This is a genomic window from Dolichospermum sp. UHCC 0406, assembly GCF_009712025.1.
GTDB classification, from domain to species: domain Bacteria; phylum Cyanobacteriota; class Cyanobacteriia; order Cyanobacteriales; family Nostocaceae; genus Dolichospermum; species Dolichospermum lemmermannii.
Map to the genome: position 1 here is coordinate 38122 of NZ_VILA01000015.1, position 19783 is coordinate 57904.

A 19783-nucleotide genomic window follows, 5' to 3' on the forward strand; every position below is an offset into this window, starting at 1 on the left:
TCTGAGAATTACCGATTACCGATTATCCCACTGCTGGGCAGCATCTTCCACAGCTTTATCTACAGTTTTTTGTCCTAACATTGCCGCTTGTAAATTTTCGTAAATTGATTTTTGCAAAACTTTAAAATCTTTGAGTTTGGGGGTTAATACCTCAGCCTGTTTTAATTGTGTCGCACTAATTACCCGCCCCTTTTCCGTCGTCGTAGCATTAGCGGGAACTTCCTTAAAGTAAGTATCCGACAAAGCCTTAATTGTCGAAGGTAGGACGTTAGCAGCTTTAGCAAAGGCTAATTGGTTTTCGTCATTCGTAACAAATAAGGCAAATTTAACCGCTTCATCAGGATATTTACTATCACGAGGAATCACGATATTCATCACAGCAACATTTTTCTTACCTGTATCACCCGTAATTTGTGGGGCAATTGCGGAAGCTTGGGCAACCTTGGGGGCATTATTAGCAATGGTTTTCAGAAACTCAGGCCCAGAAGCTAAAAAAGCCGTTTCTCCAGATTGGTATAAATCTATGGCATGACGATGCCCTTGGGTTAAAGATTCTTTCGGTAACAAACCTTTTTTATACAAATCTACCCAGTATTGAAAAGCAGCTTTTCCTTTATCCGTATTAAAACCAGCTTTACCTTCAGCATTAACTAGGGTGACACCCATTTGTACCAAGGATTCCAACACCTCACCAGAGTCTTGGGGAACAAAGGTAGCGAAGAAAGCATACTTACCAGTTTTATCTTTAATTTGTTGCGCTGCTTGCCCTAATTCTGCATAAGTGGCAGAAGGTTTCGTAATACCCGCTTGTTTTAGTAAATCGGTGTTATAAATAGTTAGTCGCGTGGTGAGATACCAAGGAATGCCAAAACTCTTACCATTGAGGCTACTTGCTTGCCAAATATTTGGCAAATAGGTGGAACGGACTTGACTGGGAATTTTGGCATCCAAATCTAACCAAGCATTTTTACCCGCAAGTTGGGAAGCAAAGTCAGGATTAAGGTTAACAACATCTGGTGGGGTTTTTGCGGAGACTGCTGTTAAAATCTTATTCTCCATTGCCGACCAAGGCACATCTACCCATTTAACTTTTATACTTGGGTTTTGTGATTCAAAAGTCGTAATTAGACTTTGAAAGTAGTTGGTAAATTGCGGTTGGAGTTGCATTGTCCAAAACTCAATCGTGACAACTCCAGTTTTAGCAGGTTTGGGATTATTGCCAACATTACCTATGCCGCAGCTAACCAGCCAACTAGTAAATAAGCCCAGTAATGCCCAACAAACCAGTTGTTTAAATTTTTGCAATCGAATCATCGTAGTAGGTGATAGTATTTTTAGAATTAATCTGGGTAAGAAAAAGGATAGTGAATTGTGGAGACTATAGGATATATCAATTTTGGTAATGGATAATAGGTAATGGATAATAGGTAATGGTGGTAATGGTTAAAAATTCTTGCCTGACAACTGACAACTGTACGGGCGAAGCATTTGGAGAACTATTTTTTGGCAATGACCGATAATTTATCTTCCAAATGCTTCGCCCCTACTGACAACTGACAACTGTACGGGCGAAGCATTTGGAGAACTATTTTTGGCAATGACCGATAATTTATCTTCCAAATGCTTCGCCCCTACTGACAACTAACCTTAATATTTTTCTTTGTAATCTAGCGGGTAAAACTATGGTTAAAGCCTTCACTAGTTTCTTTGGTAAATCCAGTAAAGGTATTGGTATTGAACTAGCGCCGGAACGGGTAAACGTAGTCCAACTACGTAAACACCGCCAAAACTTAAAAATCGAATCCTTGACAACAGTACCAGTACCAGAAGGTATATTTATTGATGGTCAAATTGCTGATTCTGTGGGAATGTCCGAAATTATTCAGCAAGCGATCGCTGAAAGCAAAACTAAAGCTACCCGTGTTGCTACTTGTATCCCAGGACGATACTCCATTGTTCGGTTGATTCCTGTCCCATCTGAATTAGATGACAAGGAGTTGCGGGACATGATACTCAACCATGAAGCAGCTTTATATTTACCCTATCCCAGAGAAGAAGCTGATGTTGATTATCAAAAACTTGGGTACTTTATGGACGAAGACGGCATTGAGAAGGTGCAGGTTTTGTTAGTTGCGACTCGTAAAGATATCACGCAAACCTATTTGAATACCTTTGAACAGGCAGGATTAACAGTTGATATCTTAGAAATTAACAGCTTTGCCCTGATTCGCACTGTTCGTGATCAACTGCGGCTATTTGGACCAGAAGAAGCAGCGGTCTTAGTTGATATTGAGTTTGATAGTACAGAAATAGCCATCATTATCAATGGTGTCCCAGAATTTTCTCGAACAGTACCGATTGGCACTTATCAACTCCAAACTGCATTGTCAAGGGCTATGAAGTTACCAGCATCACGGGATATGGATATGTTGGAGAGTATGACTATTCCCAATAGTGGGGTGACAGGTAGTAATCCAGGGATGGCTTCTATGTTGAGAGTTCTCGAAGAATTAGTTGATGAATTGCGTCGTTCCATTGATTTTTACCTCAATCAAAGTAAAAATCTGGAAGTCGCGCAGATTCTTTTAGCCGGTCCTGGAGGAGGATTACCACAAATTGATGAGTTTTTCACTCAAAGATTGAGTTTACCAACTACCCAAATAGATCCAATTACTTCTTTGTCTTTGGAGGTAGATGCTGAAAAATATCCTTTAATTAAACGTCCTGGGTTGGGTATTGTCCTGGGTTTAGGAATGCGAGGGTTGTAACAAAATGTATAGTCTAGATATTAACTTCCTTAAAGATCGGCCAGAATATCAAAGTAAAAGTGTTCAAAGACCATCTATTCAACTAGGGAATTTAATCCCAGTTTATATAGGAGTAGGAGTAGGTTTAGTATTCCCAGCTTTGGTATTTATTGGTTTATCAATCTTAGAAGGGAAAACCGCGGAAGTAACCCAAGAAATCGGAAAACTAGAGGAGGAAGGTAAGAGTTTAGAGAGCATAATAGTCAATCTTAATAAAATTAAGGCGGAAACAGCCGGCATTAATAGCCAAACGAAAGCTTTAGTAACGGTGTTTGATCAAATACGTCCTTGGTCAGCAATGTTACAGGATTTGCGCGATCGCATTCCTAGTAAAGTGCAAATCGAAACTATTAAGCAAATTGCCGCTCCTCTTCCTAGCAGAGAAGTTGTAGCTGCCACCCCCAGTAAAACCAATACTAATACCAATACCGCTGGATTCTTAGAAATTTCTGGTTTTGCTATTTCCTATGCCTTAGTCAACGATTTTGCCTTAAGTTTAGGACAATCTAAATTTTTAAATCCAGAAGAAACCAAAATTATCACAGCAGAATTAGTAGATGCACCAACCGTTACAGGTTTTCTTCCCCCAAAGGGTGGTAAATCTAATGAAAAAATTAAACCTATTCAAGTAGTTAAATACACCATTAAAACAGGCTTGAGTAGTGTGCCAGCATCTGATTTAATTCAAGAGTTAGAGAAAAAAGGCACAGTCGGACTAGTAGATAGACTTCGTAATATCAAAAAAGTAGGAGTCATTGCCCAATGACATTTAGTGATGATTTAAATTTTGCCAATCAAGATACAGATACTCAAGATTCTGGTCCTGTTGTTTTTGGTGTCACCTTAACACCAACTATTATTGGTGGTGTAGTCGCAGTTTTAGGTTTATTAGGTGCAAGTTATATGCTATTTAACATGGCAATGCCCGCTTGGGATAACTATCAAGAACTACAAACTAAACGTGAGCAACTACAAACAGAAGTTAATCAAAAGAAAATCCAAGCCCAACAAATCGGTAAAATAGAAGCAGATTTGGCTGAAGCTAAACAACAACAACAACAAGTTTTAGCTTTATTTGCAGATGAAAAAAGTTTAGATACCCTATTACTAGATACCAGTCGCTTGATAGATTCTAGCAATGGAAAAGCTTTTGGTAATGCCATTAGAGCCAAGATGAAAAGATTTGTTCCAGCTTCGGAAAAACCTGTTGTGGTAGATGATGGCAGTTTTGGGGTAGAAGTTAACAACAAACTTAAACGCAGTATTGTCAATGTAGAAATTGAGGGGAATTTTGAACAAACCCGATTAATTATGCGAAACATTGAACGATTACAACCTTTATTGTTAGTTAAAAACTATGACTCCAAATTGTCTCCACCAGAGATGTCAGACAATAAAGATAACCCTGTGCAAATTGGTATCGGTAAACTGACAACAACTTTTGCATTAGAGGCTTTAATGCCACTAACTTCTGAAGAAACGGCAGATTTAGCCGCTAAAACAGCAGCAGCTAAAGCACCGGAAAAATAATCAAATTTGAGGCAACAGGCAACAGGCAAAATAAAATATTCTCCCTATTCCCTATTCCCTGTTATACGTTACGATTTAGACTTTTATTTTATGTGAGGAATGAACTGTGAAACAGCTTCATAATAGTGTTTTCGGATCAAGTGTGGCAGCTTTTGTACTCTTAGCAGCCCAACCAGTGTTAGCAAAGATTACACAAATTACTGATGTTGAACTCAGTCCCATTGCTGGGGGAGTTAGTGTAATTTTAAAAACTGCGGCGGGAGATCGTCCCCAAGTATTTACCACTAAAAAGGACAAGTCCTTAGTTGCGGATGTAATTAATACCCAACTCCGTTTACCCAAGGGTAATAACTTCCTGCAAAAAAACCCCGCACCAGGAATTGCATCTATTGAAGTTAAACAATTAGACGCTAATAGCATTCGGGTAACAGTTACAGGTATTGATGATGCACCGAGCAATCAGCCCGTCATGGGAAAGGATAATAATATTACCCTGGGCTTTACCGCTACCACAAATTCAACAGCATCAACCGCCACTAAGCCTACAGAAAAGGTAGCAGTAACACCAGCTACTACCAAGCCTACGGAAAAGGTAGCAGTAACACCAGCTACCACATTTGAATATAAACCAGATGAACCAGGTAAACAGCCGGATGTTCTAGTTCCTAACCCCCAAGTTACAATTGACGGGAAAATTACCCAAACCCCAAATCCTGGTCAAGCTTATAAGCAAAGTCCTGTTTTTTTACCTAAGGCTGTCGCCCCACCTGTAGGAGATATTACTCAATCTAATATTGATACATCTCCTGTGGTGATTAATTTAGGTACAAAAGAACGAGTTCGTCGGTTGGTGTTGCGTGATGCACCTGTAAGAGAGGTTTTATCTTTATTAGCTCGTGCTGCTGGGCTGAATTTGGCTTATATAGGTGGGGAAGCAGAAAAACCGCAAGATGCTGAAAATGTAACTAAAACATCTCAGAAGATTTCCTTGGATATAGAAAATGAACCCGTACAAGATGTTTTTAATTACGTCCTGCGTTTGAGTGGTTTGGAAGCTAACCGCAGTGGACGGACAATTTTTGTTGGGACTCAATTACCTAATTCTAGTCGTAATCTTGTGATGCGTAATCTCCGACTAAATCAGGTAACGGTGGATGTGGCGTTAAATTTCTTAGTAGCTTTGGGTGCGGAAAGTGCGGTCAGCCGGGAACGACTAGTTACTAGTGTTAATGCTGTACCTGTGGGTGGTGCTGCTAACACCGCAGTTACTCAAACTCAAACGACGACAGAAACAAAAATTGAGACTCAACGGATTACATATACAGATTCAACACCTATACTCAGAGGGTTGCAAGCTTCAGGAGACGAGCGGACAAATTCTGTTACATTAATTGGTAGTCCTAAGATGGTTGAGATGGCAGTATCTCAATTAACACAGCTTGATATCCGTCGTCGTCAAGTGGTGGTGAATGTCAAAATTATTGATGTCAACCTGACAGGTACTCAAGATTACAATACCAGTTTTTCTTTTGGGGTTGGTAACAACTTCTTTGTTAATGATGGTGGTGCAGCATCTTTAAATTTTGGTGGTTCTCGACCAGCTAATTCTAATGAAGTAAACAATACTGTGACTGAAACACCAGTTACAAATAATCCACTTCAGGCTGTAGTTACGGGGTCTGCTGCTGGTATTAATCGAGATCCCACAATTCAAGGAAACAAAACGGGAGGTATACCAACTTTATACCAATTCCCTAGACGGCTTCTTACGAGTTTACAAGCTCAAGTTACCAAGGGCAACGCTAAGATTCTCACAGATCCTACCTTAATTGTTCAGGAAGGACAAAATGCAGTAGTTAAGTTAACTACAGAGGTATATGCTGGATTAGACATTTTATCCCAAGGTACAGGAACTACATCATCAACCACTTTCAGCAAACCTATCATCAAGGAAGCAGGTCTATCCTTGAATGTGAAGGTAGAAAGAATTGATGATAACGGTTTTGTATCTTTGTCCGTTGCCCCTACTGTATCTGCTCCGGGTGGTACAGCACAAGTCGGCGGTGGTAATGGTACAATAACTCTTTTATCCGCAAGAACTCTTACATCTGGTGTATTGCGTCTGCGGGATAGTCAAACGCTTATTCTTTCCGGTATTATTCAAGACACAGATCGAACAAGTGTTTCTAAATTACCTATTTTGGGTGATATTCCCCTGCTGGGTGCGCTGTTTAGGAAAACAAACAAACAGAACGAACGTAGAGAGGTAATCATTTTACTGACACCGCAAATAATGGATGATTCCCAGGGTTCTGGCTATGGTTATAATTATACACCCAGTCCCACAGCGCGGGAAATGTTGGAACGTCGGGGGGTGAAGCTGCAACCGCGTTAGTTAGTTCTTAGAGGGTGTTTGAAAAGTTATGGTTGATGTATCAAATATTTTTTACCCCACCCTAACCCTCCCCTTGTAAAGGGGAGGGAACTGGATTTTTATTGTTTCCCCCCTTGTAAAGGGGGGACTAAGGGGGGTAGCAATGTGATGAAAATTACGGAATACCACTTTTCAAACATCCTCTTAGTTCTTGTTTTCCAAATACCCGATTTATGGGAGAAGTAAATAATGTAGAGACGTTACATGGAACGTCTCTACAACTAGAAAATATACTTTTGAGTTTAAGTCTAAAAAAGGAAATTTCAATTACTAATTAACTCCACACCATCTCGTCCATCACTATCCTGTAAATAAACTTTAACAATTTCCTCCTTAGCTGTGGGTAACTTTTTACCGATGAAATCTGGATGGATTGGTAACTCTCTATGACCTCTATCTACTAATATAGCTAAACGAATTACCTCTGGTCTACCATATTCATTCACGGCATTTAAAGCAGCCCGAATAGTTCTCCCTTTAAAAATGACATCATCTACAAGTACCACCGTTTTTCCGGTCAAATCAAAGGGAATATCCGTTTTCTCTGGAGTTCTCAAGCCGATTTTATCAAGATCATCACGATAAAATGTAATATCCAAAGAGCCTACAGAAACATTAACATCTTCCAGAATTTCTATTTGACGGGCTAATGAATAAGCTAATGGGACTCCTCTAGTATGAATACCCAGAAGTAACAATTGAGATAAATCTCGCGTTCTTTCCACAATCTGAGAAGCCATACGAGTTAATGTCCGACGCAGTTCTTCTGATGAGAGAATTTCAACTACTTTGGTAGACATAAGATAGGTAATTGGTGATTGGTAATTGGTGTCAACTTAAGCTACAGATGTCTTATTTTTTTCTCGTTCCCATACTCTGTATGGGAATGAATGCTAGAAGGCTCTGCCTTCAATCACACTGGAGGCAGAGCCTCTTTGATAGCATTCCCAGTCAGAGACTGGGAACGAGATAACTAACGAATTAAAAATATTGCTAGTCCTAACCATAGTAAAAACGCATATCGGGTTAATTGTAAAGCTTGATCAATGGAATCTGGGGTAATGGGATAAATAGCATCTCCTAAAAGTGGTTTCTCTTTAGCTACTCCACGATACCAATTTATTCCTCCCATTTGCACACCTAAAACCGCAGCATAAGCGCATTCACTCCAACCAGAATTGGGACTGGGATCTTTAATTGCGTCGCGGCGACAAATTCGCCAAACATTTAAGGGTTTTAAGGATAGTAATGATAAAGTGATCACTGTTAACCGACAGGGCAACCAAGTAAAACCATCTTCCCACCGCGCACTAAACCAACCAAGATAAGTATAAGGTAGTTCTTTATAACCGACCATTGAATCTAAAGTGCTACTAGCTTTATATGCTAAAGCCAAAGGGACAGCACCAATAACAGGGATAAATGCACCAACAATAGTATAAAAAAGAGGAGCCATTACGCCATCAGTGGCATTTTCTGTAACGGTTTCTAACACTGCTCTGAGAATTTCCGCTGGGGAAAGATTGGCTGTGTCTCTCCCGACGTAATTACTTAAAACCTGTCGCGCTGATTCTAATTCTCCATTTTTTAAAGGTTGGAGAACTTCCACTGCTGCATTTCGTAAACTTTTGAAAGCAAAACAACTAGCTAGAAGAATACTTTCTACAGCAATTCCTAACAATGGATGTACCCACTTGGCACTTTGAACTATTATCCAACCTACCAAGCCACTACCAGTAATTACAATCACACCTAGGAAAATTCCTGCAAGCCTCTGAGAAAGAGGATTTTGGCAATATTGCAGAGCTAATTTACTCAAGTGGGAAATTACCCATCCCATGACTCGCACCGGATGAGGCCAACCCCAAGGATCTCCGATTAAGTAATCTAACAATGCAGCCAAAACCAAAACAGTAGATGTCATTTTTTATTGATTGTTGATTATTTATTCTTCTTTCTTGCTTTTTCCTTTCTTCTGACTCGGTGACTAAACCACAAAATTGGCTTCTTCCCCTTGAGATGCTTGCCAACTGCGAGCATCATAATAAAGGTCTGCCAGGGTAATATTGTACAAGGCTTCTTTGAGCTTTTGGTTGAGTCTGTTCCAGAGACTGGATGTCACCCAATCTGCTGTTTGAGCGGGTGTGGGATTATTTAGAGGTAAGTTAGTGATATTTTCACCAACAGCCTCTAAAATTTGGCCAATAGATATTTGTGCCGGTTTTTTTGCTAATTTATATCCACCGACGCTACCACGAATTGAAGTTACTAAGCCGGCACGACGCATTTCTATGAGCAGCTTTTCTAGATAGGGAGCAGGAATATCTTGACGTTTAGCGATCGCTCTGACCGATTCAGGTCCATACTTGGGCTGTAAACTCAAATCTAGCAATGCTTTCACGCTGTAATGTCCTCTCGTAGTTAGTTTCATATAGCAGTTATGATTAATTTGATTTCCCCAATCGTTCTGCCCTCATCCCTCTTAATCTGCCTATCTTTAATAATTTAAAGAATCAAAACCGGATTCCTCTCTATAGTAGCTATCAGCATCATTGTAATTATATTTCATATAATTTTTTAAGAATATTGATAATAATGCAACAATTTTGTCTATGAGTGTAATATACTTGGCTAGGCTGATCCCAAAACTCAAGAATTCTGTTCTTATTAGTTCAATGTCAGCTAAAATAAAATCCACTTGACAACAAACAACATTCATTTTCGACCTAAGTTGATGCCTAAACAAAAAAAAATTGAACTCCTAGTCGGTGACGAACTGCTCAAAAAAGTTAAAGAGCTAGAAGCCATCAGCAAAGACGAAAAAGCTAAACAGTGTGGCTACTATACTGTTACCAAAAATGGTATAGAGCGCGTCAATATGATGAAATTCTTGAATGCCCTAATTGATGCTGAGGGTATTCAGTTGGATAGTTCACCCAGTGCGAATGGACGTGGTGGACGCAGTGCCAGCTATAGAATTGGTGTGCAGTCAAACGGCAACTTATTAATCGGTGCAGCTTACACAAAACAGATGAATCTTCAACCTGGTGATGAGTTTGTCATCACTTTAGGCAAAAAGCACATTCGACTCCGACAAGTAGATTCGGAATCTATAGAAGATGTGGAAGTAGAAGCTACAGCTTAATGAATATTCATTAGTCAGTTATGGGTTGTCAGTTGTCAGTGGTTTTGTTTTACCCCTGACTGCTGCATAACTAATAACTGACCAATTACCAAAATTTAGAGAACAAGGAATAGGGAACAGGGAACAGGGAACAGGCAATAAGAAGATATTTGCCACTGACAACCAACAACTAACAACTAACAACTAACAACTAACAACTAACAACTGACCAATCACCAATCACCAATCACCAATCACCAATCACCAATTCCCAATTTCCTCTATATATTCAGTGGTTGTAATCACTGGTAGATATTGATGTAGTACCTTAGTGATTGCCGTTAAATTACAAGTTAATTCAATTTGTTCTCTTTCTAATAAACCCAGAATAAAATCAGGATTGTCTTTAGCTACCACTGGTAATTGATGTAACCCACGTAATGCCATGCGGTCTAAGGCTTCAGATAAAGGTTCATCTTCCCAAGCATAGAGAATATCCGTAGTACAAATATCTATAAGTTTTTGACTAGATAAATATTCCTGAATTTCAGTAGATGAATTAGAAAGATTTTGCCATAGAGCCAGAGTCCGTTTAATATCTTCTAAGGACAGAATTCCCACCAACTTGCCAGCATCATCATCAATTATCAACGCACTGCGAATTCGTTCCCGTGTCATTGCTACCGCAGCTTCTAATACTCCCAGAGTAGCTGATAATTTTTTGGGGTAAGCGTGCATAGCATCTGCGACTAACATTTGCTGCCAAAGTTCTACTTTTTCATCTTTCAATTCTGGCAAACCAATCTGTTGCAGATTAGCATTAGCATCTAAAGTTGGTTTAATTCGTTCTACTAACCAAACACTTAAACCCACCGCTGCCATTAAAGGTAAAACAATCCGATAATCGCGGGTTAATTCAAATAACATTAAAATTGCTGTCAATGGCGCTCTGACACTACCTGCCAAAACCGCTGCCATACCTACCATTGCATAAGCTGGAGGAGCAGCCATATAGTCTCCAATTCCTGGTGCTACCAAAGCCAAAAATTTAGCATAAGCGGACCCAAAGGACGCACCTAAAAACATCGCTGGTGCAAATAATCCACCGACAAAACCACTCCCTGAACTTACCGCTGTCATCAGCAATTTTAACACCAGTAATATTAGTAACAGGTTCAGCGAAAAATCCTCATCCTGGAGCATAGCTTCTACGGTTTCATAGCCAATCCCCAAAATTTGCGGGTAGCGCCAACCGACTATACCAATGATTACACCACCGAGAATAGGCTGAATTGATTGAGGAATTTTACCTAGTAATTTCAACCCTGGTAAATTACCAGCAAAGGCGGATTTGGCTAACCGAATTGATTCAGTATAGGTGAGAGAAATTAAACTTGCACCTAAACCTAAACCCAGATAAAGAGGTAATTCTAGGTAACTGCGAACTTGATAAGCAGGTAAAGCAAAAGCCGGTTGTGAACCTAAACCAATTTGAGCAATTAAGGCGGCGACAACGGCGGCAAGTAACACCACACTTACCGCAGAAGTAGCAAAATATGTAGTTCCCATGACTACTTCTAAGGCAAAAAATACGCCAGCAATGGGGGCATTAAAACCAGCAGCTAAACCAGCCGCCGCCCCAGCACCTAAGAGCAACCGCTGACGTTCTTGAGAAACTTGTAATATATCAGACAATAAAACTCCGAAATTAGTCCCAATTTCTACACTTGGACCTTCGGGACCCAAGGATGCACCACTGCCGATAGAAACAGCCGCAGCGATCATTTTTGTGACCGGTCGGAGGGGTTTCTTGGCTTCTTTGCCTTGAGCAACAGCTATGAGAGAAGAAAGTCCTGGACCAAAATCCTGAGTGCGCCAACGCATGAGGCCAACAATGATACCACCCAAAGTGGGAACAGCAGCTAAAGTCCAAGCACCCCAGATCCCAATTTGTCCCATGAGATTTTCCAGCATGAAGTTGTTAATTAGCTGGATTAAATAGTGAAAGGTGACTATCCCCATAGCTGTACTACCGCCAATTAGCACGGCCAAAAAAAGCACTACTGTTTCTGAGGAGGGCTGAAAACGATTAATTAACTGAGTGAACCGCATGGAAGGTGGGGAAAAAGTATCGGATTCCGTGACCTTCGTCTGCGAAGTCGGAGGCAAGAGAGTCATTGATAACCGAGGTAAATGTCAGAAAAAACGATTTTTTATCTGTTATTTCTTATTGTGGTTTATTATGGGAAAAACTGCCTGCTCAATAATTAATTAGCAAAAATCACAAAATATTTAGAAAAAAATAATTCCGTCCTGCGGTGCTAGCAACTTGAGTTAGTATATAAGGGAGTATGTCCTTAGGTCAATTTCATTCTTAAAGTCTACATAGTAGGGAGCAGGGAATAGGCAACAGAGTTGAAAGTCTTTTGGTGTTTCAGTTTTAGGTAAATTTTGGATCTCATGCAATTGCATATCGCTATCATAGTATTTTGCCAATAACTATCAGTGACTATGGCATAACCGCTGGATTTTCAGTAAAATTCAATACAGATATTGTTATAAATAGAATCAAGGGAATAGGCGGACGAGGTAGATGAGTACAAATACTTTTCATGATCATTATGTTACTTGCCCAATTTGCCAAAGAAATAACAGAACCACGCCAATAAAATCCTATATTGGTTTGTTTTCCTGTCCTTATTGCCAAGAAAAGTTAGTTGTTTGTCAAAGCGGACATTATGTCCGTGACCCATTTATTTGGAAACAAATGATGATCTCTTCAGCTTTACGTCGTCAAAGCCGACCTTTGGCGCGGATAATCAGAGATTTTATCTTCATTAAGCGTCCTTTTTTGTCTTTGGTTGTGGGAAGTGCGATTTTTTTCGGGATTGTGACTATGACTCAAGATAATATGAGTCATGATGGCCAAGAAATTCCCCAAATTGAAAGAATGAACAAGGGTGAAAAATAGATTTCTTGTGGAACCTTAAAAAATACTTTCGCCAAATTGAAAAAAGCCTGAATTCCCAGGTTGGGTTGTATTACAGGAAAGACAACATCAGCGTTGGATTTTGCTTCGCTCAACCCAACCTCCGAAACAATAAAAATGGCGAAGGTATTGTTAAAATGAGTTATTTTCTTTGGTAATTAATTGCCAATCTTCTACTTGATCTATGACTTTGATAGAGTTGAATTGGAGGTTTTCTAAGGTAGATATATTGAGGAGAAAATAAGGTTGGCTATCATACTGCCAGTAATATTGTAACTCACCAATAGAAGCAGGAATAATAGTGCGATCGCTATAAAAATCCAAAGAAGCACGATGGTAGGGAAAAGATGTATAGATTTCCTTAATTGCTGGATTTATTTTAGTGATCATTGCTGCTACTGGTTTAACAGGATAAGCTGTATTTAATTCCCAAACCCAGTAATGAGATTTCATTAATAACAATAGAGAAATATAACTTCCCCAAATTAAAATTTTTAGAAATTGTCTATCACCTCGCTCGGCTAAAATTGCCGCTAAAGTCATGGTTAAAGCCACTGCTGCAAAAATTATCTGTAATTCTACTTTGTCTAAAGTTCTCCAACTAAAATAAATACTGCCCGCAGAAGCCACCACAGCCAATATTGCTAAACTCGTTACCCAAGCGCGGGGATAGCCAGAAACTACAGGCACATTTTCTATTTCTGCTAATTGAAACCCCAAAGCTAAAGCTAAACTTGGATAAATAGGAACTATATACCAGGGAAGTTTAAAGCTAATGAGGGAAATAATTAATAGATAAACACCACACCAAACAATAATCAATTTTGCCCAACTTAAATTATTATTCTCCCAGGTAATGCGGATAGTTTGGGGGAGAAATATCAACCAAGGCCATGTCCACTTGGCGATTTCTAAAAGATAATACCAAGGTGCTTGGAAACTGCCATTAGTAATAGTTTGGATATGGTTTAAAGATGTATTCACATCAATATTGAAGGGATAGCCATAGTGCCATACTTGAAATCCGTACCAACAGCATACAGGTAGACAACCGATGAAAATACCTGTCCAGAAATAATAACTTGCGAGTAGTCTAGGTGTATCCCAGTAAAGAAAGACTAAAACAACTGCACCTAAATAAACACCCATCACGCCTTGAGTTAGACAAATTAACCCGAAACTAATGCCTACACCTAAGCAGTAACGCAAATCCCGGCGCGATCGCAAGACAAACCACATCATCAAAATCAAAAAACTGGCAACTGCCCCATCTAACACTGCTAACCTGCCATAACGCACCACTGGCAGCATTGTTAGATAAATTAAGGAACTATAAATAGCTGCCCAACGGTGCCGAAATATCTCTCTCCCCATGCAATACAACAAAGGTACAGAAGTTGCCATCAAAATTGCACTAGGTAGGCGAGTTGTCCATTCATTAACACCACCCAGAGCATAAGCCCCAGCAATTAACCAGTGCATCAGCGGTGGTGTGTGGTGATATGGTTCACCGCCCAAAGTGGGGTAAAGCCAGCGCATTGAATCTGCTGGAGCTTGCCAAATTTCCCGCGCTACCCTGGCTACAGTTGCCTCATCCCCATCTTGTAAGGGCAAACCGCCAAGATTGATGCTAAACAAGATCACCGCTGCCAATAACAAGAGGATTAGCCATAGCCAATCAATCTTTCTTTCAACCACACGGTGCTGTTTTTCTAGATGAGTCCAAATAAAGCTTCCTTCTTGCATATTCTATGCGAATCTTATAATTGTTAGGTTTAATCACATAGAGATCAAAGCGAATCTCCTATGTTGCCATCCGGGAACAATCTATTTTTAAAAGCAATGGCTAGATCCCAAATTAGCTCAGTTTCTTAGGAACAGAGATAATTTTTTGGCGAAGATTTTCTGATTAATTTTTTTCAGGAAGTTTACAGGCATCCTGCCGATTAAATGATATAAATACTACCATTAGCATTTGCTCAATTACCCTGAAGGAGAATGTCAATGAACCTACCTTTTATTTTAGATGTGGCACTGGGTTTAATTTTTATTTACTTAATTTTAAGTTTACTGGCTTCAGAAATTCAAGAACTATTGACAACTGTACTGCAATGGCGGGCTGAACACTTGAGAAGATCAATTGAAATTCTTTTAGCTGGTGATGCTCAAAACTCAGAAAAACCGGAAGTAATTCAACTAGTTAATAAAATTTATGGCAATCCTTTAATTCAAAGTATTAATCAAGAGGCTAAAGGTTTATTAGCAACTTTACCTCGGCAAGCAACTTGGGCAATTGGCTCATTCTTTAGTCTGTTTAGAAAGTCTACTTCTAGATTTAGAAAAGAAACTGTTTTTGGTGATCAAAAACGCAGTGCGCCTTCCTATATTGGTGGTGAAAATTTTGCTAATACTTTTATGGATACACTCCAACTGCCAGTATTGGTCAAAAAATTAACTGAAATCAGACTAGAACAATTCAAAAATGAACGTTTAGATGATATCAGACAAATTTTAATTCAGTTGCAGGTTTACATTAATAATCAAGAGTTATCTAGTGAATTTGCTACTGATATTGCCACAGATTATAAACAGTTAGAATTAGAGTATAACCGCATTACTGATGAGTTTAATAAGGATAAATATGATATCTACATGGCGATAAATAGGATGAGAGATAGCCTAGATAAATATATAGATAGTTTCCAAGCAAACATAGGCAATCATGAAGATATTTTAGATAAACCTTTGCGGGAACTAAAATTCGTCAGACAAGATATTTTTGCAGATGCAGAAAAAGCCATAGTGCTAGGAGGATTAAAACCTAATATCAATGAAATTGTCAAATCTATTAAAAAAGGTAGTGATATTCATGGTGAAGTTATAGCAGCTATTCAAGATAAAGATAGTGAAACCTATAAAAAAGTTCAAGAACTAATTGATATTCTGCCAGATTCTGTTGTTGATAGTATTGAAACTATGGCAAAACGCGCCCAAATGAGAGCTAAAAGCACGGAAGAAGGGATTATTCTTTTACGGAAAGAAATTGAAAATAGTTTTGATAGCTCTATGGAAAGAGCCGGTGGTGTTTACAAACGTAATGCTAAGGGAGTAGCAATTATCATTGGCATAACTTTAGCTATTACAGCCAATGCCGATACTTTTCATATCATTAATCGCTTATCTAAGGATTCTTTATTACGAGAAATAATTATTAATAAGGCTGTACAAGTAGTACCACAAGGATCTAATCCTTCAGATATGAGTAAAGTAGATCCTAACGAGATTTTAAAGGAAGTTGAATTACCAATTGGTTGGACAAGTGCTAACGTACAACAGCAAATTAACGGCACAAAATATAGAATTAATGGGTTGCCTGTTTTCAGTGTTTTGAGTATGATTTCTGGTTGGCTTGTGAGTGGTATTGCTATTGCTATGGGTGCGCCTTTTTGGTTTGATTTACTGGGTAAAGTCATGAATGTGCGGAATGCAGGTAAAAAAGGCAAACAAGCTCCTAGAAATCAAGATGAATAATTCAGATCCCCGACTTCTCTCAGAAGTCGGGGATCTGGTGTTATCGTTTCGTTTTCCCAAATCTTCATAAATTTTATCTACTTCCCAACCCCAGTCATTTTGGTTGGGAACAGTATCTAGTAATGGATCAGTATAAATATAAACAATTATTTTCATAAAGAGAAATGGGGAAGAATTGGATCTTTTCCTCAATTATTAATTGCAAAAGCTTGATTAATCTCCTAATTATGAAATACTGATGACATTTTTTCAGGTGTTTTATAGACTGTGAGTCTGCAAACTGATATTGAAAAATATAAGAACAAAAGATAGCTCTGTAATTTATGATAATATGAATTCCCTTCCGGTTGACACAGTTGAAGCACTGGATATTCAAACTCCCAATCTTGACTCTTTACTAACTAAACAGTTTCCTCAGCAATTTACTAAAAAAGATATTCGTACCAGTTTACAAGCTTCTACCATAGATGCTGTTTTTGCATCTATTTTTGGTCTGAGTACCGGGGGAATTTTAGTCAGTAATTTGTTAGTCGAGTTGGATGCTACTCCGGTGATCTTTGGAATGTTATCCTCAATTCCCATGCTGGTAAATTTTATTCAACCTGTGGGGGCTTACATTTCTGAACAAACTACCAGTAGATTTCAATATTCTCTATTAACTTTTGGAACTTCTCGGTTATTGTGGTTAATTCTAGTTATTGGCATTTTTGCTAACAATTCCAGTTTACTAGATTCTCAACAATTGGTAGTATTAACACTGTCAATTGTTCTTTTTAGTCATCTTCTCGGAGGATTAGGAAGTGCATCTTGGCTAAGTTGGTTAGCAATTATTGTTCCCCGCAGGTTACGAGGGAGATATTTTGGTATTCGGAATAGTGCTTGTAATCTGACGAATTTAATATGTGTACCTTTAGCGGGATTAGTAATATCAAATTGGCATGGTGGAACTATCGAAGGTTATGGATTAGTTCTATCTTTAGGAACTATTTGTGGGATTATTAGTTTGTGTTGTCAATATTTTCAAGCAGACGTAAATCCGCAATTACAAAATCAGCATAGTTTGAATTTTTGTGAAAATCCTCCTCAAGATATTTGCAAAGAAGAAATTAATTGGACTACTATTATTGGGCAGAACTCTAAATTTTTACTATTTCTGCTTTATTTCAGTATCTGGATGTTGGCTGTGCATTTGAGCGCACCTTTTTTCAACTTCTATTTATTAGATACTTTAGATTTAGATGTGACTTTAGTAACTATTTATAGCAGTCTTCAGACCGGGGCAAATCTGTTAGTGTTGATTATATGGGGGAAATTAGCCGATAGAATCGGTAATCGTCCTATTCTTATCTGTGTGGGTATTTTAGTCGCAATTACGCCATTATTATGGTTAGGAATTGGTCATCATCAACTTGATTTTTGGTTATGGTTGCCGCTTTTACATATTTTTACTGGCATCACTTGGGCAGGAGTTGATTTATGTAGCACTAATATGTATTTAGGAATTGCCCCCGTGAGAAATAAATCTATCTATTTTGCCATTGTTGCGGCTGTCGGGGGCGTGAGTGGAGCTTTAGGGACAACTATCGGCGGTTTTATTGCCCAAAATCAGGAATTTGGCGGTTTATTAGGCTTATTTGCGCTATCTAGCCTATGCAGACTACTAGGGCTAATTCCGCTAATTTTTGTCCAAGAACCGGGTAAGTAGAAGGAGTCAGTTGTCAGTTGTCCGTTGTTAGTAGGGGCGAAGCATTTGGAAGATAAATTATCGCTCATTGCCAAAAATAGTTCTCCAAATGCTTCGCCCGTACAGTTGTCAGTTGTTAGTAGGGGCGAAGCATTTGGAAGATAAATTATCGGTCATTGCCAAAAATAGTTCTCCAAATGCTTCGCCCGTACAGTTGTCAGTTGTCAGTAGGGGCGAAGCATTTGGAAGATAAATTATCGGTCATTGCCAAAAATAGTTCTCCAAATGCTTCGCCCGTACAGTTGTCCGTTGTTAGTAGGGGCGAAGCATTTGGAAGATAAATTATCGGTCATTGCCAAAAATAGTTCTCCAAATGCTTCGCCCGTACAGTTGTCAGTTGTCAGTAGGGGCGAAGCATTTGGAAGATAAATTATCGGTCATTGCCAAAAATAGTTCTCCAAATGCTTCGCCCGTACAGTTGTCCGTTGTTAGTTGTTGAAGGAAGAAGGAAATTTCTTCCCTCATTTCCGTTTTTTATTCAACAGTAGCGGAACTTAATTTCATTGTTTCCCACAAAACCATACTTGGTGTCGTTGTGGGGAGAGGTTGATGTAGCGCAATTAATTGTGTCAAAGTAGTTTTTAATTGGGTACGGGAGACGATATCATCAACAAATCCGTGTTTAAGTAAGTCCTCAGCGGTTTGAAAATCTTCAGGGAGTTTTTCTCTGAGAGTTTGTTCAATTACCCGTCTCCCCGCAAAACCAATAGTTGCTTTGGGTTCAGCGATGATAATATCACCCAACATGGCGAAACTAGCGGTAACACCTCCGGTAGTTGGGTTGGTTAAAACAGGAATATATAATAGTTTAGAATCTCGGTGACGTTGGAGGGCGGCGGAAATTTTCGCCATTTGCATTAAAGACAGCATTCCTTCCTGCATTCTCGCACCACCTGATGTGCAAATAATGACGACAGGATAACGCCGTTGGGTGGCTTGTTCAATCATGCGGGTGAGTTTTTCCCCGACAACAGAACCCATGCTTCCACCCATAAACCGGAAATCCATGACTCCTAAAGCTATGGGTAAGCTGTTAATTTGACCTAATCCAGTTTTGACAGCATCTACCAGTCCTAGTTTTTCCTGTGTTTCTCGTAAGCGATCGCTATATAGTTTACGATCACGGAATTGTAAGGGATCAGTGGGGCGCAAATGCTCATCCAATGGATTCCAGGTATTAGCATCAATTAATTGGCGAATTCGTTCATCACTATCAACGCGATTATGATGACCACAATCAACGCAAACCATTTGATTAGCTTTTAAATCTTTTGTATAGCTAAGAACACCACATTTAGGGCATTTATGCCATAAACCATCAGCAATTTCCCGTTCTTGGCGTTCTGAATTGGGACTTCCTGATTTACGCCGATTTGCGAACCAATCAAATAGAGACTTTAAACCGCGTGATTCTTCGTTGTTTGCCATTTTTATCTTATGTAATTAGGTGTGAGGACAAAATCAGAACTATGATTTAGATGATTAAATGTCTTAACTATGATTTGTGTAACTGTTTTGATTTGGATGATTAGTTAATCATAAAAATCACAAAAATCATAAAAATCATAGTTTAGACATATTTAAATCTCAATGGGGTAATCACAGCTACAGTCAGGTGCGATAC

The 19783-nt window shown here is 39.0% G+C and carries 21 protein-coding genes; 12 read left to right on the plus strand and 9 right to left on the minus strand.

Translation table 11 applies throughout. The features are described from left to right. Positions 1-15: 15 nt before the first annotated feature. Positions 16-1314: a sugar ABC transporter substrate-binding protein gene (locus FJR09_RS13525; RefSeq protein WP_168633184.1), complete on the minus strand. Its 1299-nt coding sequence runs from the start codon at positions 1312-1314 to the stop codon at positions 16-18. Positions 1315-1682: 368 nt separating this feature from the next. Here FJR09_RS13525 and pilM point away from each other — a divergent pair, with 368 nt between their 5' ends. The 4 genes from pilM (at position 1683) to FJR09_RS13550 (ending at position 6732) form a co-directional block, all read left to right on the plus strand. Beyond that, positions 1683-2768 (plus strand): type IV pilus assembly protein PilM, encoded by a 1086-nt coding sequence (pilM, locus tag FJR09_RS13535; protein ID WP_015079511.1) that lies wholly within the window; start codon positions 1683-1685, stop codon positions 2766-2768. 4 nt (positions 2769-2772) lie between these two features. After that, entirely contained in the window at positions 2773-3573 is an 801-nt protein-coding gene (locus FJR09_RS13540; protein WP_015079512.1) for a PilN domain-containing protein, read from the plus strand. Then, complete coding sequence (locus tag FJR09_RS13545) at positions 3570-4337, plus strand: hypothetical protein (protein ID WP_015079513.1); 768 nt, start codon at positions 3570-3572, stop codon at positions 4335-4337. Before FJR09_RS13540 ends, FJR09_RS13545 begins: the two co-directional genes overlap by 4 nt. Positions 4338-4443: 106 nt before the next feature. Then, positions 4444-6732, plus strand: coding sequence for a type IV pilus secretin family protein (locus FJR09_RS13550; protein ID WP_168652602.1), 2289 nt, complete (start codon positions 4444-4446; stop codon positions 6730-6732). Between the two features lie 302 nt (positions 6733-7034). On the opposite strand, the gene pyrR is transcribed toward FJR09_RS13550, so the two are convergent. From pyrR to FJR09_RS24705, 4 genes are all read right to left on the minus strand, one after another. Next, positions 7035-7571, minus strand: a complete 537-nt coding sequence (gene pyrR / locus FJR09_RS13555; RefSeq protein ID WP_015079515.1) for a bifunctional pyr operon transcriptional regulator/uracil phosphoribosyltransferase PyrR — start codon at positions 7569-7571, stop codon at positions 7035-7037. Positions 7572-7744: 173 nt separating this feature from the next. Continuing rightward, positions 7745-8695: an adenosylcobinamide-phosphate synthase CbiB gene (gene cbiB / locus FJR09_RS13560; protein WP_168652601.1), complete on the minus strand. Its 951-nt coding sequence runs from the start codon at positions 8693-8695 to the stop codon at positions 7745-7747. A 63-nt stretch (positions 8696-8758) separates the two neighbouring features. After that, the gene (locus FJR09_RS13565; protein WP_015079517.1) at positions 8759-9202 is read right to left on the minus strand and encodes an RrF2 family transcriptional regulator; all 444 of its coding nucleotides are present in this window, start codon (positions 9200-9202) and stop codon (positions 8759-8761) included. Positions 9203-9268: 66 nt separating this feature from the next. Beyond that, positions 9269-9469, minus strand: a complete 201-nt coding sequence (locus tag FJR09_RS24705; RefSeq protein WP_217361122.1) for a hypothetical protein — start codon at positions 9467-9469, stop codon at positions 9269-9271. A gap of 36 nt (positions 9470-9505) precedes the next feature. Between FJR09_RS24705 and FJR09_RS13570 the strand changes: the two genes are divergently transcribed. Continuing rightward, complete coding sequence (locus FJR09_RS13570) at positions 9506-9916, plus strand: AbrB family transcriptional regulator (protein ID WP_015079519.1); 411 nt, start codon at positions 9506-9508, stop codon at positions 9914-9916. Between the two features lie 18 nt (positions 9917-9934). On the opposite strand, the gene FJR09_RS24710 is transcribed toward FJR09_RS13570, so the two are convergent. Together FJR09_RS24710 and FJR09_RS13575 are read right to left on the minus strand one after the other, a co-directional pair. Further along, a complete protein-coding gene (locus tag FJR09_RS24710) occupies positions 9935-10099 on the minus strand; it encodes a hypothetical protein (RefSeq protein ID WP_015079520.1) in 165 nt (54 codons plus the stop codon). A gap of 57 nt (positions 10100-10156) precedes the next feature. Continuing rightward, a complete protein-coding gene (locus FJR09_RS13575; RefSeq protein ID WP_015079521.1) occupies positions 10157-12073 on the minus strand; it encodes a chloride channel protein in 1917 nt (638 codons plus the stop codon). Between the two features lie 415 nt (positions 12074-12488). Between FJR09_RS13575 and FJR09_RS13580 the strand changes: the two genes are divergently transcribed. Beyond that, positions 12489-12866 (plus strand): hypothetical protein, encoded by a 378-nt coding sequence (locus FJR09_RS13580; protein WP_015079522.1) that lies wholly within the window; start codon positions 12489-12491, stop codon positions 12864-12866. A 150-nt stretch (positions 12867-13016) separates the two neighbouring features. On the opposite strand, the gene FJR09_RS13585 is transcribed toward FJR09_RS13580, so the two are convergent. Beyond that, a complete protein-coding gene (locus tag FJR09_RS13585; RefSeq protein WP_168652600.1) occupies positions 13017-14630 on the minus strand; it encodes a glycosyltransferase family 39 protein in 1614 nt (537 codons plus the stop codon). Positions 14631-14888: 258 nt separating this feature from the next. Here FJR09_RS13585 and FJR09_RS13590 point away from each other — a divergent pair, with 258 nt between their 5' ends. The 6 genes from FJR09_RS13590 to FJR09_RS25875 all read left to right on the plus strand — a co-directional run bounded on the left by FJR09_RS13590 (position 14889) and on the right by FJR09_RS25875 (position 18598). Next, positions 14889-16415 carry a hypothetical protein gene (locus FJR09_RS13590; RefSeq protein ID WP_168652599.1) on the plus strand — a complete coding sequence of 509 codons (1527 nt, stop codon included), beginning with the start codon at positions 14889-14891 and terminating at the stop codon, positions 16413-16415. 331 nt (positions 16416-16746) lie between these two features. After that, positions 16747-18120, plus strand: coding sequence for an MFS transporter (locus FJR09_RS13595; protein ID WP_148761686.1), 1374 nt, complete (start codon positions 16747-16749; stop codon positions 18118-18120). 88 nt (positions 18121-18208) lie between these two features. Beyond that, positions 18209-18352: a hypothetical protein gene (locus FJR09_RS13600; RefSeq protein ID WP_158310545.1), complete on the plus strand. Its 144-nt coding sequence runs from the start codon at positions 18209-18211 to the stop codon at positions 18350-18352. Next, positions 18297-18440, plus strand: a complete 144-nt coding sequence (locus tag FJR09_RS25250; RefSeq protein WP_168694533.1) for a hypothetical protein — start codon at positions 18297-18299, stop codon at positions 18438-18440. The genes FJR09_RS13600 and FJR09_RS25250 overlap by 56 nt, the downstream gene beginning before the upstream one ends. Continuing rightward, complete coding sequence (locus tag FJR09_RS25255) at positions 18385-18528, plus strand: hypothetical protein (protein ID WP_254433110.1); 144 nt, start codon at positions 18385-18387, stop codon at positions 18526-18528. Before FJR09_RS25250 ends, FJR09_RS25255 begins: the two co-directional genes overlap by 56 nt. Then, the gene (locus FJR09_RS25875) at positions 18473-18598 is read left to right on the plus strand and encodes a hypothetical protein (protein ID WP_256370255.1); all 126 of its coding nucleotides are present in this window, start codon (positions 18473-18475) and stop codon (positions 18596-18598) included. The genes FJR09_RS25255 and FJR09_RS25875 overlap by 56 nt, the downstream gene beginning before the upstream one ends. A gap of 35 nt (positions 18599-18633) precedes the next feature. On the opposite strand, the gene accD is transcribed toward FJR09_RS25875, so the two are convergent. Further along, positions 18634-19587, minus strand: coding sequence for an acetyl-CoA carboxylase, carboxyltransferase subunit beta (gene accD / locus FJR09_RS13610; protein WP_168653108.1), 954 nt, complete (start codon positions 19585-19587; stop codon positions 18634-18636). Positions 19588-19783: the final 196 nt, after the last annotated feature.

What these genes read in the sequence shown, in the direction of transcription:
- FJR09_RS13525 (WP_168633184.1), bottom strand. Translation starts at nt 1,314, where the DNA reads ATGATTCGATTGCAAAAATTTAAACAACTGGTTTGTTGGGCATTACTG.
- FJR09_RS13595 (WP_148761686.1), top strand. Translation starts at nt 16,747, where the DNA reads ATGAATTCCCTTCCGGTTGACACAGTTGAAGCACTGGATATTCAAACT.
- accD (WP_168653108.1), bottom strand. Translation starts at nt 19,587, where the DNA reads ATGGCAAACAACGAAGAATCACGCGGTTTAAAGTCTCTATTTGATTGG.
- pilM (WP_015079511.1), top strand. Translation starts at nt 1,683, where the DNA reads ATGGTTAAAGCCTTCACTAGTTTCTTTGGTAAATCCAGTAAAGGTATT.
- FJR09_RS25875 (WP_256370255.1), top strand. Translation starts at nt 18,473, where the DNA reads ATGCTTCGCCCGTACAGTTGTCAGTTGTCAGTAGGGGCGAAGCATTTG.
- FJR09_RS13570 (WP_015079519.1), top strand. Translation starts at nt 9,506, where the DNA reads ATGCCTAAACAAAAAAAAATTGAACTCCTAGTCGGTGACGAACTGCTC.
- FJR09_RS13600 (WP_158310545.1), top strand. Translation starts at nt 18,209, where the DNA reads ATGCTTCGCCCGTACAGTTGTCAGTTGTTAGTAGGGGCGAAGCATTTG.
- pyrR (WP_015079515.1), bottom strand. Translation starts at nt 7,571, where the DNA reads ATGTCTACCAAAGTAGTTGAAATTCTCTCATCAGAAGAACTGCGTCGG.
- FJR09_RS13585 (WP_168652600.1), bottom strand. Translation starts at nt 14,630, where the DNA reads ATGCAAGAAGGAAGCTTTATTTGGACTCATCTAGAAAAACAGCACCGT.
- FJR09_RS25250 (WP_168694533.1), top strand. Translation starts at nt 18,297, where the DNA reads ATGCTTCGCCCGTACAGTTGTCAGTTGTCAGTAGGGGCGAAGCATTTG.
- cbiB (WP_168652601.1), bottom strand. Translation starts at nt 8,695, where the DNA reads ATGACATCTACTGTTTTGGTTTTGGCTGCATTGTTAGATTACTTAATC.
- FJR09_RS13540 (WP_015079512.1), top strand. Translation starts at nt 2,773, where the DNA reads ATGTATAGTCTAGATATTAACTTCCTTAAAGATCGGCCAGAATATCAA.
- FJR09_RS13580 (WP_015079522.1), top strand. Translation starts at nt 12,489, where the DNA reads ATGAGTACAAATACTTTTCATGATCATTATGTTACTTGCCCAATTTGC.
- FJR09_RS13565 (WP_015079517.1), bottom strand. Translation starts at nt 9,202, where the DNA reads ATGAAACTAACTACGAGAGGACATTACAGCGTGAAAGCATTGCTAGAT.
- FJR09_RS25255 (WP_254433110.1), top strand. Translation starts at nt 18,385, where the DNA reads ATGCTTCGCCCGTACAGTTGTCCGTTGTTAGTAGGGGCGAAGCATTTG.
- FJR09_RS13575 (WP_015079521.1), bottom strand. Translation starts at nt 12,073, where the DNA reads ATGACTCTCTTGCCTCCGACTTCGCAGACGAAGGTCACGGAATCCGAT.
- FJR09_RS13545 (WP_015079513.1), top strand. Translation starts at nt 3,570, where the DNA reads ATGACATTTAGTGATGATTTAAATTTTGCCAATCAAGATACAGATACT.
- FJR09_RS13590 (WP_168652599.1), top strand. Translation starts at nt 14,889, where the DNA reads ATGAACCTACCTTTTATTTTAGATGTGGCACTGGGTTTAATTTTTATT.